The organism is Cyclobacterium xiamenense (assembly GCF_009467825.1).
GTDB lineage: Bacteria > Bacteroidota > Bacteroidia > Cytophagales > Cyclobacteriaceae > Cyclobacterium > Cyclobacterium xiamenense.
Window position 1 is genome coordinate 171,426 of sequence record NZ_WIOK01000009.1, and the last position, 15,456, is coordinate 186,881.

Below are 15,456 nucleotides of genomic sequence, written 5' to 3' on the forward strand. Positions count from 1 at the left end.
CTCAGTCCATCCGAATACGCCATTCTTTCGGGTAATAATTGTTTGACCGATTTCCCAGGTTTTTGACCCATCCCATACCCAAACCCTTGTAGTTAACCAACACCCATCCCCGATCCGCTTTGGAAAGGGTGATGGGTTCTTTTTTGAGGTAACGGATCGCTTCTTCGGTCGTTAGTTCCTCCACGGCATAGGATGGTTTGGGCAATAGGCTAAGCGCCCAGGCCGGCCCGGGCAGGAAGGTGTCCCGCGCCCAGTCGCCCAATTCCACGCCGAAATACTGCACATTCATCCGGGTGGCGATGGTTTCAAACCAGGCAACCCAGCGTGCTGGAAGCGCAAAGAGGTGGTTGCTGTATTGGTAGTAGGCAAAGTTTTCAGCGAGGTCTAGCGTCGGAAAGGAGGGGTGGTTTCGGATCTTTCCCGGAAGTCGCTGCAGGTGAGGGTGCCTGAAGTCTTTGCCCATCTTTGCGGGTTTTCGGTAGTCCTCGGAAGGCGGGCGCTGAAGTACCGCCATGAAAAGCCCCTCTCCCGGTACCCGATGAGGGTAAAAGCGGTACACGGGGTACGCTCCTCGTTCCGTCTCGCAGGCGCTTTGGCTAATCCCCCAGGATGGATCAATCGGGATTTCTACCGGTTTGTAGCCAAAATTTGCTACAAGGAAACGAATATTTTCTTCGTTTTCCAACGAATTATAGGTGCAGGTGGAATAGATGAGGTAGCCCTCCGGTTTGGGCAAGGCAGCCGCTTCCTGCAAAATGCGGGACTGCCTGCCCTGGCAAAGGTGCACGTTTTCCGGAGACCACTCCTGAATGGACTGTGGATCCTTTCGAAACAGCCCCTCTCCCGAACAGGGAGCGTCCACCAGAACAAAATCAAAGGAATTGGACAGCTGCGCAAAATGCGCGGGGTCATTTTGGGTGATGACCGTATTGCCCAGTCCCCACTTGATCGTGTTTTCCTTCAGGACTAGATTTCTACTTTTGATTACTTCATTGGCCAGCAACAGCCCCTTTTCTCCCAAAAAACTGCTAATTAGGGTGGATTTCCCTCCCGGAGCGGCACACAGGTCGAGGGCCAGGGGAGCCTCTGGGAGCTCCAACTGGTTCAGTACATGATTTAAAAAACCGGAAGAGGCCTCCTGTACGTAGTAGGCACCGGCATGAAAGTATGGATCCAACGTGAAGCTTGGGCGGGATTGCAGCAGGAAGGCATGCGGAGACCAGCCAACGGGCTCACTTGCTGCCGGAGCCGACATTCCTTTGGAGGGGTTGAGCCGGATGCTTACCGGCGCCGGCTGCTGTAGTGCCTGCAGAAAAAGGTTCAGGTCTGATTCGCCCAACTGTTGCTTCATCGCTTCCAAAAAGTGTGAGGGGAGTGGGTATTCGTTCATTGTTATTGGGTAGTGTTTCGATTATGAGGACGGATGCAGGTATGGGAAACCGCCGGTTTTGCTCGTTTCGTTCTGCGGCTTTCGTACAGGACCGAAATACGGAAGTACTCCATATGGTAAAAATACGGGAAAAAATGCGTTGCCCGCAAAGGATTTCCGGAAAGGTAGGGTTTTAACCAAACGAGACCGGCAACTTTTCCTCAGCGAAACCGTGAAAGGAATACCGCTGCGTTTCCTAATTCGATTTCCCCGTGAAAAGATTCTTCCTTTGGTCGGCCCGGATTTTTCTCGGTCTGTTTTTATTTTCCATTCTGGCCGTGATGGCGCTGGGAGTGTTACCGGTTTATTTTACCCCATTAATGGGTATCCGGGCTACCGAGCAACTTCTGGATAGGGAGCGGGAATTTCGCCTGGAAAAAGATTGGGTTCCCATGGAGAAGATTTCTCCCTTTCTTTACCGCGCCGTGATCGCATCGGAGGACCAGAAATTTTTGGATCACCATGGATTTGATTGGGAAGCTATTCGGGCAGCTATGGACGAAAACCGCAGCGGGAAACGGCTGAGGGGAGGAAGCACGATCACCAACCAGACGGCAAAAAATGTGTTTTTATGGCCGGGGAGAAACCTGCTACGAAAAGGGCTGGAAGCGTATTTTACCTTACTTATTGAGTTTTTTTGGTCCAAAGAACGGATCCTGGAAGTGTACCTGAACGTCATTGAAATGGGAGATGGCATCTACGGTGCAGAGGCTGCGGCTCGGGTGTATTTTGGGAAAGCAGCCGTCGATCTGAACCGGCAGGAGGCGGCGTTGATCGCGGCCGTCTTACCGAATCCGCTTCGTTGGAGACCCGACCAGCCCAGTTCCTACCTGCGGCAACGGCAGGCCTGGATCCTACGCAACATGAGAAATCTCGGAGAGCTTCCTTTAAATGGAGCGCAATAGACCTATTTCCTGATGAGATTCCGCAGCCGGGTGGTAAACCGGGGTCGATACCGATGCCGGCAGTCCAAGGTTTATCAACCAATCGCCTGAATTTGGGCCGGGGTAGGGGTAAAAATGCAATAGAAGAAATTTGGTGCAACTAGTTGCGCCAGAACGTTTTACTTTTGGCCAAATTAGGAGAATTGTCTAAAGTACCTACCTGGAGGCCAGCTGCCATACATTGGTAAAATTCTTCGAAATCGCAATTCGGCTAGATCATTCCGAACCACTTGGCTAGTTTGAGAACAAGACGGACAAATACTGTTGTCATACTGGTAAAAACCTTATCTTTCGCTCTCACTTTCGTTACCAAATGTCAGCGAAGCTAAAGCTTAAACCTTGGGTGTTTTTTCCGCCGGTAGTTATTCTAGGGATGACCCTGGCTTTTGGAGTCACCTACAGCGAACCCTTTCTTCGACTGGCTGAAAGAACCAAAGACGGAATGCTCAATCAGTTCGGTTGGCTTTTTTCCTGGAGTGCGTTTGCTTTCCTGATTCTATTAGGGACTGCCTACGTGCTTCCATTTGGCCGGACAAAAATTGGGGGGAAGGCAGCTGTTCCAATTTTAAGCAAATGGCGCTGGTTTGCCATTACACTCTGTACTACCGTCGCCACGGGTATCCTGTTTTGGGGTATGGCTGAACCACTTCACCACCTCCACCGACCTCCACCGGCATTGTCGATTGAAAGTGGGTCCAGTTTGGCAGCGGTCTTTTCGCTGGCTACACTACACATGCATTGGTCGTTTACGCCCTACGGTGTGTATACGCTTGCAGGATTGGTTTTTGCACTTTCCTACTACAATCTACATCAGCCTTTCAGTCTGACAGCTAGTATAGCTCCCCTCTCAACGAAACTCGCGGGTAATCGCTTCGGGAAGCTTATCGATGTCATTTGTTTATACGCGCTGGTTCTTGGAATGTCAGCATCGCTAGGTACCGGTATGTTTGCCATTACCGGAGGTCTGGATTTACTAATGGGTTGGACTAAATCGGCTGTGCTTTTAGCCATGATTGGATTTTTGATCGTTTTCAGCTTTGTGTTTTCTGCCATTAGCGGTCTGCATCGGGGCATAGCAATTCTTTCTGATGTCAATGTAAAGGCCTTCTTTGGCCTGGCAGTTTTTGTACTGATCACCGGGCCTACCCTCGATATTCTTAGCTTGGGTTGGGAAAGTGTTCAGGATTACGCGGTAAATTTTTTCCCCAGAAGCGTCAGTTTTGGTGATACGGTTGATCAGGAATGGGAGCAAGACTGGACCTTATTTTACCTCGCGAACTGGTACGCATGGGCGCCGGTCGCTGCATTATTTTTAGGTCGTATATCCGTCGGATACACTGTTCGAGACTTTATTTTGTTCAACCTGGTATTCCCCTCTCTGTTCACAATAATTTGGATGAGTATTTTCGGGGGTACTTCGCTGACTTTCGACATGCAGGAAGGACAAAGCCTTTTTGACATAATGGAACTGAGAGGGGAAGAGATCGTTATGTTTCAGGTGTTAGGCAGTTTGCCCTTTGGACGGATAGTCAGCCTAGCCACGTTGGTTATGGTTTTTATCTCTTACGTGACCGCCGCCGATTCCAACGTCTCCGCCATGTCAGCGATCAGCACGCATGGAATCAGTCCCAATCAGCCCGAAGCACCGCTTTGGCTCAAACTCGTTTGGGGGTCAATTATTGGTATAACTGCCTGGTTAATGGTTTCTACTGCTGGTATTGAAGGGATTCGGATACTCTCCGTAATGGGGGGATTCCCAGCCTTATTTCTTGTGATTAGTGTTGCCGCAGGCCTCCTTAAAATGATTCTAACCTCGGGGGCACGGCGGCTGGACGAGGAACTGCCTTCTTGAGCTGGTAAAAAATTCCTGCTCCCCCGTGGGACCAAATTGGCGCTCGTACGCCTATCTGAATCAGCCCCCGGTTGACCCAGAAATTGCATGTTCCGAAAGCGTGATACGATCCCATTGCCTCATAAAAATTATCGTTGGTGGTATAGCCTTTTCCGGGAAGAAGAATAACACCGTTTTCACGTTGCTTAAAAAAGCTGCAGATATAATCGCACAGTTGCAGGTACTGCTCGATGCTAAGGTGAATGGACTCCAGGCGCTTCTGGTTTTTGGGCAATTCGGGGTGTAGGGTTACATGCATGAGTGTGGGACTTGGAATTAGCATCGCCCGCGCTGCAACTTTAGGCTTTAGGTTGGCCCACTCGTCAACTTCCAGGTAGAAACCGCGGTCACCCCAGCCGATGCCAAGAAAATTGTTTTCGGCAAGGGGCGTTTCAAAATCGCGGCCGCCAAGTACTTTTTTCCAGTCGAAATAGGGAGAAATACTTGGAAGTATATAGTCCACGTGTACACCATTGGAAACGACAAAAATTTCAATATCCCGTTGAATGTTTAGAAACTGTTTATTTACGGGTATTAGGAAACAAAGCAAACCAGCCAGGCTGTATAAAAGGATGAATAAAACAAAACTGAACACTATTCCTCCTAAAATCGCCAGATAAACCATAAACGTGATGAATTTTCACAAAGTAAGGTTCCGTCTATGACTACATGGTATTCCAAACGCTATCTTTTTGTTATTTTTTTGAGAGGCTTTCCTTCCTTGTAAGAAGCTGCGTGCGATTTGAGCCGAAAGTTGACAGTTTCTGGTACGGCATTTCCATCCAACCCATTGTGATAGAGTCCAGAAGATTCAGTTTTATCTCTGCCTGCGAAAGGCAGTAATCTTGCACACTTCGGGCAATTCGAGTGACTAATAGGTAAAAAGCAACATCCCTATTTCCTGATGAGATTCCGCAGCCGGGTGGTAAACCGGGGTCGGTCTTCCATCACGTTGAGGTCATCTTCCGATATCCGCTTGACACTCTCGATGGTGTAAAATGCCTTTTCGTTACTTTCTTTCAGCTTGCTGATAAATCCAGGAAGGAGTTCGCGCTTGATGACTGTAAACATGAGCATAACTTTGCCATACCGGCCCTCTGCACCCACGGAAGTAAAGCGGTATTCTTTTTCTTTCATGTATTCGACCAGTTCAGGCAAGGGTTCCGGGGTGATGATTCGTACCAGTACCCGACCCAGCGCGAGGCGTTCCTCGATTACCATGCCCACATAGGTGCCCATGGCGTAGCCGCCTGCGTAGGCGATGTAGGAAAGCGGGTTGTTGATGTTTTGGAAAATCTGTCCAATGGCCAGAAGCCAGATCAGCGCCTCAAAGAATCCAAGCACGGGTGCAACGGTCCGCTTTCCGTTTAATACAAACATGATGCGCAGTGTATTGATGGACACATCCACTACCCGAGCCAAAAAGATGAACAAAGGCATGAACAGGTAGTCGAAAAGCGTTTGGGAAATGCCTATGGATTCCAGTAGTTCCTGCATGAAAGAGATATGCGGTTCGTGAATTCGAAAGTAATGAAATTCGGGGAAAATTGATACTAGTTAGCCGGACTTTGCCTTGAATCAGACGGTGCGGTTCCTTCCGGCAAAATACCCGAAGGTGATAAACAAAACAGAGGTTCCCAGCATCAGGTACACCAGCATGTTCCAGTCCTGCCATCGATCAAATGCCATGCCGAACAGCATGGGGCCAAAGGCAGCCAAAAAATAGCCGGCGGATTGAGCCATGCCGGAGAGGCCGGCGGTATACCGGTCATTCCTGGTCCGAAGTGCAATCAGCGTGTAGGCCAGGCTTATGCTCGCCCCCATCCCCAGGCCCACGACGCCTATACCTACCGCGTTGAGCCAGATTACCGGAGAAAATAGGGTACTGAAACCGAATAAGTAGATGATGCCAATGGACACGGCCAGTCCGGATTGCTGGGTAAATCGCGTAGCTACCACCGGAGCCAGGAGGGTGCCCAACAAGCCCACCACTTGCATCATGGAGGCCAGCAAGCCCGCGTGGGTAGGACTGAGTCCTTTATCGATCATCATGTCTGGAAGCCAGGTAATCAGCGTAAAAAACAGCAAGGATTGCATGCCCATAAACAAGGTTACCTGCCATGCCAGGCGGGAACTCCAGACGGATTTCCCGGGCTCGGCTTCCTGTTTTGCAGGTTTTGGGGAGAGTTTTAGCTGCGGCCACCATACGAGTAATGCCAGAAAAAGAAACGCACTCCAAAAAAGCAGGGAGCCTCTCCAGCCCCAACCCAGGTCCTGGGCAAGTGGCACACTTACGGCGGTGGCGATGGCTGCTAGCATGGACATGCCGGTGCTAAACATGCCCATGACCGTTCCGGTTCTGGAGGGCATGCGGGATTTTACCAAAGGGATTAAGAGCACGTTGCATACGACAATACCTATTCCGGTCAGCGCAGTTCCCAGGTACAAGGCAACGGGACCTGCCGAAACCCGTAGCACGGACCCTGCACCCAATACAAGTAGACCTGCAAAGATAGCCTTTGCCTTACCCATATAGGTACCGATAGCTGCGGCGAATAACGAAAAAGTAGCAAAGGTAAGGAGCGGCAAGGTAGTCAGAAACCCCGCCAATCCGTTGGAAAGGTTCATGTCCTCGCGGATAAATGGAATCAGGGGACCCACCGCCGTAATGGAGGGACGAAGATTAAAAGACACCAGCAAAATGCCTAAAATCAGCCAGCTATTGCTGGATTTGTCTTTCCAATCAATCATAAAAGTGTTTCGCAAGAAGATAAACGACCACTACCCCACACGCTTAGGCGTCTTTGGTCAGGGTGTCGGCTTCGTATTGGCTGCGAATTTCATCAATTTCCTGCTTTTCTCCTATGATTGACAATTCATCTTTCGCTTTAAGGATGGAATTGCCATGGGGAAAAATGATTTTCCCCTCCCGTTTGATCACTGTAATCAGTGATTTCTCGGGTAGTTTTAATTCGTGTATCATTTTTCCGATCAGCACACTGGAAGGCTTTCCGTGTTCGAGACGTATGTTGATAAAGCGCTCGTCCCGCAGCAGGATTTGCCGCAACTCGCCTTCATCGCTGGCTTGCAGCCATCGTTTTGGAAAGGTTTCATTATCTGTAATTTCCGCCAAATGGGCCAGCATGCGCAGGTGCTGCCCGGAATGCTTTTTTGAGCTAATTAAAAAAAGCACGGCGTGTAACTTTTTGCTCCAATTCTTTTTCTTGCCCTTGAATAATTCGAAGTAGTCAAACTTCACCGGCACTCCTTCCCGAAAGCGGGCAATGGCGACTTCCGATTCCATGTCTTCCTCAAACCGCACATGCTTTAGGGCGGTGGTTTTCCCAATGGCAATCAGGCCCTCTTCTTTTTCATCCACAAACGCAGACAGCAGTGCTTTCTTTTTTAAGCCGGTCTTTTCGGAAAAATGTGCAGCGACGGCATCCAGCAGTTGTTCGTAGCTGAGCTTTCCAGCATCCGCATCCAGTATGAGTGCACGGCTGATTACTTTCTCGTAGGGGTCTTCGGCCCGTAGCCCCTTCTCTTTCATCATGGACCACAGCTCCATTTCAAGTCCGTCGTACCGCCGTTGCCCCAGTTTACTGTAGACGTGAAACATGGCGCCTTCCCGCTTGACTTTGTCCTTGGCATAACTGAAATACCAGAAGATACTGGCGCCAATGATGAGAAAGGTAAAAATCAACGAAAGGAAGCCCATTTCAATGATCAGAAATATGGAAAACAACAGCCCCGTAATCTGTACCCAGGGATAATACGGGGAGCGGAATCCCGGATCGTAGCCCTTTAATTCGCTTTCGCGCATGACGATCACGCAAATATTCAAGAGGCCAAAGAGCAGGAGTTGAAAGGTACTTGCAATTTTCGCGACCGATTCCACGTTGAAAACCAACAACAAAAACACCATTAGCCCCGTCGTGGCAAGGGTGGCGTAAAAGGGCGTTTGGAATTTCCCCAATTTCCCGAAGTAGGCAGGAATTAGCTTGTCCCGGGCCATTCCCAGGGGATACCGGGCAGCCGACATGATTCCCGCATTGGCCGTAGACGCAAAAGCGGCTATAGCAGCAACGACCACCAGAATCAAGCCCGTCTTTCCTGGTAGCCATGTCATAAAAACCTCACCGGCAGTAGCCACCGGGGTCAAATCCGAAAAAAACACGTCTTTGTCCAGTAGCGACACCATGATAAAAACGCCCACCACGTAGATGCTGGTGGCCGTAGCCAGGGATAGAAACATGGCTAAGGGAATGTTCTTGTCCGGATTATGCACCTCCTCCGCCACGCTCGCCACTTTGGTGAGGCCAGCGTACGAGACAAAAACCAGGCCGATGGAGCCAAAGAAGCCCTGTGTACCATTCAGAAAGAAGACATCGTATTCTTGCCGGAGGTGATTAAAAAAATCAAATTGAAACACACGGGCTAAGCCTTGCACCGTGTAGAACGTTAGGATTACCACAAGCGTGGCTACCAAAACTTTTTGCAACCAACCCGCTTCTTTTGATCCAATGATATTGGTGAATCCAAACGTCAATGTCAGCCCGATGGCTACGGGGGTAATGGGTACGTCGATGAAAATGGACACATAGGCACCCATTCCTATCAAAGCAAATGCACTTTTGAATACCAACGCAAACCAGGAACCAATGCCGCCAATCGTGCCAAACAAGGGCCCCAAACTCCGGTCAATGAAATAATAGGCTCCTCCCGCCCTGGGCATAGCAGTTGCTAGTTCGGCCACGCTAAGCATGGTGGGATACATCATGAAGCCGGCCACCAAATAAGCCAATACCACAGAAGGACCCGTCATCGCAGCTGCCAGACCGGGCAACAAAAAGAACCCCGAGCTAAACATGGCTCCCGTGCTGATGGCGTACACATCAAATAGCTTTAAGGTTTTTTTCAATCGTTTTCCGGACATCTTTCCTGGCTTAAGTTGAGGCTAGCCCTTAGGGACAGCTAGTTTTTTTAATAAAACCGGGTTTGGGATAAAAATAACTAAAAAAAGTAATACTTGACCCTTTTCCCTCGGCAAAAAAACGCCTCAATGCCCTTTACTGTTTTCAGTTTTTGGAATCCGTGCCGGCCACCTCAGCTCCCATACTGACATCGTTTTATGCACCAAAAAAAATTTAACATCTAAATATTTGCTATTCACATAAATAATACTGTACTTTGAAGCAGTGAATGATATTGTTTGATGTTTAATAGAAAGCAAGATGAGGGGACTGATAATTTTTACACTGATTTTTCTATTGATTAGCGGTTCCGGGCTTATTGCCCGGCAAAATGCCTGCCCGGTAAAGCAGGAAGAAAATCCACGCCGCGTACTGGACCTGGGAGACAAGGGTTTGGTAGAAGGCGTTCGTACCGCAAAGCGGCAGTACACCGTCACCCGCTTTGGCACATCCCGACAGAAACGGTGGGAAATCACCCTGCCGGTAAATACTTCCCATGCGCAAACCGCGCTGGTTGCTTCTCCGGATGGAGAAGCGGTATTTTTGATGGAGTTTTCTGCAGCACTGAAAGGTCCAGGCACCGCGTTGATTCAGTACATTCGGGGGGGGAAATTGGTCCGCAGCCTTTCCTTTGAAGACCAGCAAAAGTTGATGGGGGCTTCGTTACACGCGGTATTTGCCGATGAGGCGTACCTGTATTTCCTGGCAGCAGACGAAGATCCGGATAAATTTAGGCTGGGAAAGAATCCAAAACTCACCTTTTTATTGAATCGATTTCGGCTTTCCGATTTTCGCTTCGATCAGGTGGAGGTAATGCTGCCGCAAACGCCGGATAGCGAATGGAATCCACAATGGACGTTTGCCGGACAGGTAGGTGCAGAAAAATACATGGTATTGAAGGACGCCGATTTGGCAGCCAACACCTTGCATTGCCAGGTGGTCAGTTTTGATCCGGAAGGTCGGCTTGTTCGAAATTTTGCGCTGGATTATGCACCGGAAGGGCAGGCGATCCGTCCCTCCTTTCACGTGGACGAAAATGACCGCAGTTTTTTGCTAGCGGCGGATTACAACTACCTGGATTATTCCCCTTTTGGACCCAATCCTTCGGGAAGCGCTTACCGAATCGGTGCGTTTTTTGGACTGTCTCTTGACGAAAACAGCGGGGACTTTTACCTAAGTGGCCTTTCCGGCAGAGAATCCTTTGGAAAAAACCCCTTTCGCTTTAAGGCGCAAGCCTATGATGGCTTTTTTCTCAGCAAGTTTGATGCATCCGGAGCGCTTCTTTGGGAATCCGGACACCTGGCGGATGGGGAGTTAATTTCCGAGCGGGATTATCTGCGCAGGTACGCGCCGGTCTACAAGCATTCCGGCATTGCATTTGACAGTGAATCGGAGGAGGTAAGTTACCGGATACGCGTCGGGTCAAACGAGTTCAAATTTGTACTGGGTCAGGAAGGAAAACTGCTGAGCATGGGCAAAAATGGCCTGGTGGTTTCCAATCGGGGAACAGAGTGGACCCCAGTTACCAGCTTTCTCCAAACTCCTACGGACGGGCCTTTGCAGTCGGCCGCTGTTATTGCTTCCTCAAACGAAGACGAGCAGAAGTCTCCCATCAAACCTGCCCTGGCATTTTAAGTTGGCCACGGCTTAAATGGGGCCTAGGAAAGAATCTCCCGAATCACCTTTCCGTGCACATCCGTCAACCGGAAGTTTCTGCCTTGAAATTCGTAAGTTAGTTTTTCATGATCAAAACCCAGCCGTTCCAGAATGGTGGCTTGTAAGTCGTGTACGTGCGTGCGTCCGTCAATGCCATAATAGCCGATCTCATCGGTTGTGCCGTGTACCATTCCCTTTTTTACGCCTGCACCAGCCATCCACATGGTAAAGGCCTCCAGGTGGTGGTCTCTTCCATCGAAGCCCTCACCGGTCCGTGCTTCCATCATGGGCGTTCGCCCAAATTCTCCTCCCCAGACCACCAATGTCTCTTCGAGAAGGCCGCGCTGTTTCAGGTCCTTGAGCAGTGCAGCGATGGGCTGGTCGATGGCTTTGCAGGAGCGGCGCATGCCGGATCCGACCCCATTGCCTGCGCCGACGCCGTGGGTGTCCCAGCGATTGTCAAATAGCTGAATAAACCGCACCCCTTTCTCCACCAGCCTTCGTGCCAGCAGGCAATTGTTTGCAAAGGAAGCCTTGCCGGGTTCGGTGCCGTACATCTGGTGAATGTGGGCGGGTTCGTCGTTGATATTCATGGTTTCCGGCACCGAGGTTTGCATGCGGAAGGCCAGTTCGTACTGCGATATGCGCGTTAGAATTTCCGGATCGCCGGCTTCTTCGTATTCGAGCTGATTGATTTGGTTGATGGCATCGATGGATTTCTTCCGGAGTCGTTCGTCAATGGAAGCGGGGTTGGATAAAAACAACACCGGGTCGCCCTGCGAGCGGCATTGGACTCCCTGATACACCGTGGGGAGAAAACCGCTGCCCCAGGCGCTTTTGCCAGCACTGATGGCGCCTCCTCCGGAGGTAAGCACGACGTAGCCCGGCAGGTCTTTGTTTTCCGAGCCCAGCCCATAAACGGACCAGGCACCCATGCTGGGTTTACCCAGTCGGGGGCTCCCTGTATGCATAAAGAGCTGCGCGGGGGCATGGTTAAATTCATTGGTATGCATGGCTTTCAGGAAGCTCACCTCGTCTACCATTTGGGCAAACTCGGGAAGGTAGTCGGAGACAAAGGCACCCGATTCCCCATATTGCGCAAAGTTTGCCTGAGGGCCGAGCAGTTTGGGCGTACCTTTAAGGAAGGCAAATTCCTTTCCCTCCATCAGCGAAGCCGGGGTGTCTTTTCCGTGTAGTTTTTGCAAGGTAGGTTTAAAGTCAAAGAGCTCCAGGTGCGAGGGGCCTCCCGCCATGTGCAGGAAAATAACGCTTTTGGCTTTCGGGGCAAAGTGAGGTCCCTGCCCCGGGATAAAGGCATTTTCCATGCCCGAGCGGCTTTGATTTCCGCAGCCCATCAGCGAGCCCAACGCCAATGCTCCCAGGCCAGAGGTGCATTTTTTTAGAAAATGGCGGCGGCTGTTGTAATGCGCTTTCCGTAGGTACGCTTCTTCCCAAATACTCATTCTATCTTCTGGTTACAAATTCATCCAAATTGAACATGGCATTACTGACCAGCCGCATGGCGGCCAGTTTTGGATCTTCATCCAGGTGTGCGCCTTCTTCCTGGTAATAGGCCAGCGACTCTTCGTATAGCCGGTGCAATACCGCAACTTTTTTCTCGTCGGGTTCCTGCGCCGTGATCAATTGCAGGTTTTTCTCAATCCCCGTTTTGACGTCCGTTTCGTACTCGTCCAATATTCTTTCGGCCCAGGCGGTGGCTGCTTCCAGGAAAACCGGGTCATTTAACAGCACCAGGGACTGCAGCGGGGTATTCGTACGGATCCTGCGGGAGGTACACACTTCCCGGCTGGGATTATCGAAGGTGACCATGGACGGATACGGATGGGTGCGTTTCCAGTAGGTATACACGGCACGCCGATAGGCAGCATCTCCCTCGCTTTTGTTCCAGAATTTTCCTCCAAAACTGATGATGTGTTCGGGTTGGTAGGGCATGACACTGGGTCCCTTGAGGGCAGGATTCAGTAATCCACTGATGGCAAGCGCCTGGTCGCGGATGGTTTCGGCGGGGAGTCGGGTTCGGGATCCCCTGGACAGGTAATGGTTATAGGGGTCTTTTTTTAGCTTTTCATCGCTTACCGTCGACTGCTGCCGATAGGTGGTGGACAGGACGATTGTTTTGATCAGGGATTTCACCGACCAATTCAGCTCATCCCGAAAGGTGACAGCGAGCCAGTCCAGCAGTTCGGGATGGGTGGGTGGGATGCCCTGGCTTCCGAAGTCTTCCAGACTTTCTACCAGCCCAAAACCGAAGAGTTGTTCCCAGATTCGATTGACCATGACCCGGGCGGTCAGCGGATTTTCATCGCCGACCAGCCAGGTTGCCAAGTCCATTCGGTCTGGGTTGGCTTCAGAGAGGGTACCCATGATTTCGGGAATACCGGCTTGCACCTCGGCCCCTTTGGTTCTCCAGTCTCCGCGTTCAAAGACGTTCGTTTTTCGGGCCTGGTTTTCCGGTAATTCGCGAAGTATGGGGGTTTCAATTGGCTTTACATGTTGAAGGGCGTTCAGTTTTTCCTGTAGCTCTCTGGGATAGCGGTCCTTTCGGGGCGATTTTTCCTGGTAATACAGCCAATCCACCCGCACCAGGTCCTGGGCAAAAATGCGGTCCTTTTTAAAATAGTAGTACAGGTCTCGCTTTCCGTCCACATGCTGAATGGGCACCGTCAGGGTTTTCCATTGCTCTGGCCGGTTGGCAGGAAAGCCGCTGCCGGTCACGCCAAACGTGCCTTCCCCGATCTTTTTACCCAGGATGGAATCCAGCCGGATCTCTACTTTTGCTCCCGTAAGGGAGGCATATCCGAGCGAGATGCTGGAGACATTTGACAAATCCACCTGCTCAAACATGATCCAGGAACTGTCCTGAACCTGCCAGATGGAGGCCTGATCGTGGCCGACCAATTCGATAAAGCGGCTTTTGTCCTGAAATTCTTCAGCCTCTACCCGTCGTAAGCCCAGGTTGTACAACAGGTCTTCCTTTTGCCGGTGCAGAAACTGTTCGGAAATTTCCGGCAGACGATCATCGGGATCGAGTCGCTCGTTTATCCACTTCAGCAGCTGCCCCACCTTCTCCCGGTCTTCGGGTTCGTAGGTAAAAATCTTGGGTTGTTCGTTGTAAAGGTCCTTATCGCGGGTATTGTTAAAAAACGCCAGGGACTTGTAAAAATCTTCGTGTCGGATCGGATCGTAGGGATGGCTGTGGCACTGCACGCAGGCCATGGTGGTGCCCTGCCATACCTCAAAGGTGGTGCCTACCCGCTCCATGACCGCAGCGACGCGAAATTCCTCGTCGTTGGTGCCCCCCTCATCGTTGGCCATGGTGTTTCGGTGAAAGGCCGTGGCCAGTAGGTCCCGTTCGGTGGGGTTGGGCAGCAGGTCACCGGCAAGCTGTGCGATGGTGAATTTATCGAAAGGCATGTCCTGGTTGAAGGCTTCTATCAACCAGTCCCGGTATTTCCAAATTTCCCGGTGCAGGTCTTTTTCGTAGCCTTTTGAATCGGCGTATCGCGCCAGGTCCATCCAGAAAGCGGCCCATTTTTCTCCAAAATGTGGCGAATCCAGCAGCCGGTCAACAGCCTTTTCGTAGGCATCGGGGGAACGGTCCGCCTGAAAGGAGGCATAGTCTTCCAGCGAGGGAGGAATGCCCGTGATGTCCAGGGCCAATCGGCGGAGCAGGATCTCTTTGGAGGCGGGGGGATTGGGAGCCAGATCCATTTCGGCCAATTTACCAAAGACAAAATGGTCGATGCCATTGGTAGGATGAAGATCGGGCGAAACGGTAGGAAGGGGAATGTTTTTATCCGGCGCAATATAGGCCCAGTGTTTTTCCCAGTTAGCCCCTTGATTGATCCATTTTTTTATCAGGTCAATTTCGGAGGGGGACAGTGGATCCTTCCCCAGGGGCATGCGCATTTCCGGATCCTCGTGAACGAGTCGACTGACCATTTCGGACGCATGGGCCTTACCAGGTATAATTGCCGGTTTTCCCGATTCGGTGGGCATTTTTGCTTCGGATTCAAAAAGCAATGAAAACCCACCGGATTGCTTCACGCCTCCGTGGCAAGAGATGCATTTCTGGTTGATGATGGGCCGGATGTCCCGGTTGTAACTAACCTGCTCCTCTCCGTGCCAGGTCCAGAAAAAGAGACCTGCGGCGACAGGGAAAATAAACAGGAGCATGCGTTTTCTCATTTTTTCTATTTGGTTTGGCCATTGAATCAGCTGTCTAAAAGTAGTAATTTATCGGATCATTTTCAAAACCCAATCCTGTACTGTCCGGTGCTGTTCATAAAAAACTATTTGGGTTTCCGATCCAATTTCCGTATTTTTTCATAAAAAAGCAGGATAGTACAGGGTAGTATTCCCAACGGATTTATATAGACTTGTAAAGTAGGTGCGTTCTGAAAATAATGCCAGAAGCGAATGCATAATTTTTGCGCCGAAACGACGGGGCAACAAACTGATTATCCGGAGGCTACTGATACACGGGGTGCTTGACGCACAAGAACGATGCACGAATGATTATGACACGTAAAAATAGAAACA

General features: G+C 50.6%; 10 protein-coding genes. 3 read left to right on the plus strand and 7 right to left on the minus strand.

The window, feature by feature from the left end; genetic code table 11:
* Position 1: 1 nt before the first annotated feature.
* Positions 2 to 1,390, minus strand: a complete 1,389-nt coding sequence (locus GCU44_RS09190) for a methyltransferase RsmF C-terminal domain-like protein (RefSeq protein ID WP_154856132.1) — start codon at positions 1,388 to 1,390, stop codon at positions 2 to 4.
* A gap of 251 nt (positions 1,391 to 1,641) precedes the next feature.
* Between GCU44_RS09190 and mtgA the strand changes: the two genes are divergently transcribed.
* Both mtgA and GCU44_RS09200 read left to right on the plus strand, forming a co-directional pair.
* Positions 1,642 to 2,334 (plus strand): monofunctional biosynthetic peptidoglycan transglycosylase, encoded by a 693-nt coding sequence (mtgA, locus tag GCU44_RS09195; RefSeq protein WP_154856134.1) that lies wholly within the window; start codon positions 1,642 to 1,644, stop codon positions 2,332 to 2,334.
* Positions 2,335 to 2,686: 352 nt separating this feature from the next.
* Positions 2,687 to 4,225 carry a BCCT family transporter gene (locus GCU44_RS09200; RefSeq protein WP_154856136.1) on the plus strand — a complete coding sequence of 513 codons (1,539 nt, stop codon included), beginning with the start codon at positions 2,687 to 2,689 and terminating at the stop codon, positions 4,223 to 4,225.
* Here GCU44_RS09200 and GCU44_RS09205 read toward each other — a convergent pair.
* From GCU44_RS09205 to GCU44_RS09220, 4 genes are all read right to left on the minus strand, one after another.
* The gene (locus GCU44_RS09205) at positions 4,170 to 4,889 is read right to left on the minus strand and encodes a TIGR02117 family protein (RefSeq protein ID WP_154856138.1); all 720 of its coding nucleotides are present in this window, start codon (positions 4,887 to 4,889) and stop codon (positions 4,170 to 4,172) included. The two genes, GCU44_RS09200 and GCU44_RS09205, sit on opposite strands and share 56 nt — an antisense overlap.
* A gap of 269 nt (positions 4,890 to 5,158) precedes the next feature.
* Complete coding sequence (locus tag GCU44_RS09210) at positions 5,159 to 5,761, minus strand: DUF2179 domain-containing protein (protein ID WP_092171127.1); 603 nt, start codon at positions 5,759 to 5,761, stop codon at positions 5,159 to 5,161.
* Between the two features lie 81 nt (positions 5,762 to 5,842).
* Positions 5,843 to 7,015 (minus strand): CynX/NimT family MFS transporter, encoded by a 1,173-nt coding sequence (locus GCU44_RS09215; protein ID WP_154856140.1) that lies wholly within the window; start codon positions 7,013 to 7,015, stop codon positions 5,843 to 5,845.
* Between the two features lie 43 nt (positions 7,016 to 7,058).
* Positions 7,059 to 9,185: an amino acid permease gene (locus GCU44_RS09220; RefSeq protein WP_206670820.1), complete on the minus strand. Its 2,127-nt coding sequence runs from the start codon at positions 9,183 to 9,185 to the stop codon at positions 7,059 to 7,061.
* A 313-nt stretch (positions 9,186 to 9,498) separates the two neighbouring features.
* On the opposite strand from GCU44_RS09220, the gene GCU44_RS09225 reads away from it, so the two are divergent.
* Complete coding sequence (locus tag GCU44_RS09225) at positions 9,499 to 10,872, plus strand: hypothetical protein (protein ID WP_154856144.1); 1,374 nt, start codon at positions 9,499 to 9,501, stop codon at positions 10,870 to 10,872.
* A 23-nt stretch (positions 10,873 to 10,895) separates the two neighbouring features.
* On the opposite strand, the gene GCU44_RS09230 is transcribed toward GCU44_RS09225, so the two are convergent.
* Positions 10,896 to 12,356: a DUF1501 domain-containing protein gene (locus tag GCU44_RS09230; RefSeq protein WP_154856147.1), complete on the minus strand. Its 1,461-nt coding sequence runs from the start codon at positions 12,354 to 12,356 to the stop codon at positions 10,896 to 10,898.
* Position 12,357: 1 nt separating this feature from the next.
* Positions 12,358 to 15,102 (minus strand): DUF1553 domain-containing protein, encoded by a 2,745-nt coding sequence (locus tag GCU44_RS09235; RefSeq protein WP_154856148.1) that lies wholly within the window; start codon positions 15,100 to 15,102, stop codon positions 12,358 to 12,360.
* Positions 15,103 to 15,456 lie beyond the last annotated feature (354 nt).

Coding starts and splice junctions, on each gene's coding strand:
- GCU44_RS09225 (WP_154856144.1), top strand. CDS start 9,499: ATGAGGGGACTGATAATTTTTACACTGATTTTTCTATTGATTAGCGGT.
- GCU44_RS09230 (WP_154856147.1), bottom strand. CDS start 12,356: ATGAGTATTTGGGAAGAAGCGTACCTACGGAAAGCGCATTACAACAGC.
- GCU44_RS09190 (WP_154856132.1), bottom strand. CDS start 1,390: ATGAACGAATACCCACTCCCCTCACACTTTTTGGAAGCGATGAAGCAA.
- GCU44_RS09200 (WP_154856136.1), top strand. CDS start 2,687: ATGTCAGCGAAGCTAAAGCTTAAACCTTGGGTGTTTTTTCCGCCGGTA.
- GCU44_RS09235 (WP_154856148.1), bottom strand. CDS start 15,102: ATGAGAAAACGCATGCTCCTGTTTATTTTCCCTGTCGCCGCAGGTCTC.
- GCU44_RS09205 (WP_154856138.1), bottom strand. CDS start 4,889: ATGGTTTATCTGGCGATTTTAGGAGGAATAGTGTTCAGTTTTGTTTTA.
- GCU44_RS09215 (WP_154856140.1), bottom strand. CDS start 7,015: ATGATTGATTGGAAAGACAAATCCAGCAATAGCTGGCTGATTTTAGGC.
- GCU44_RS09210 (WP_092171127.1), bottom strand. CDS start 5,761: ATGCAGGAACTACTGGAATCCATAGGCATTTCCCAAACGCTTTTCGAC.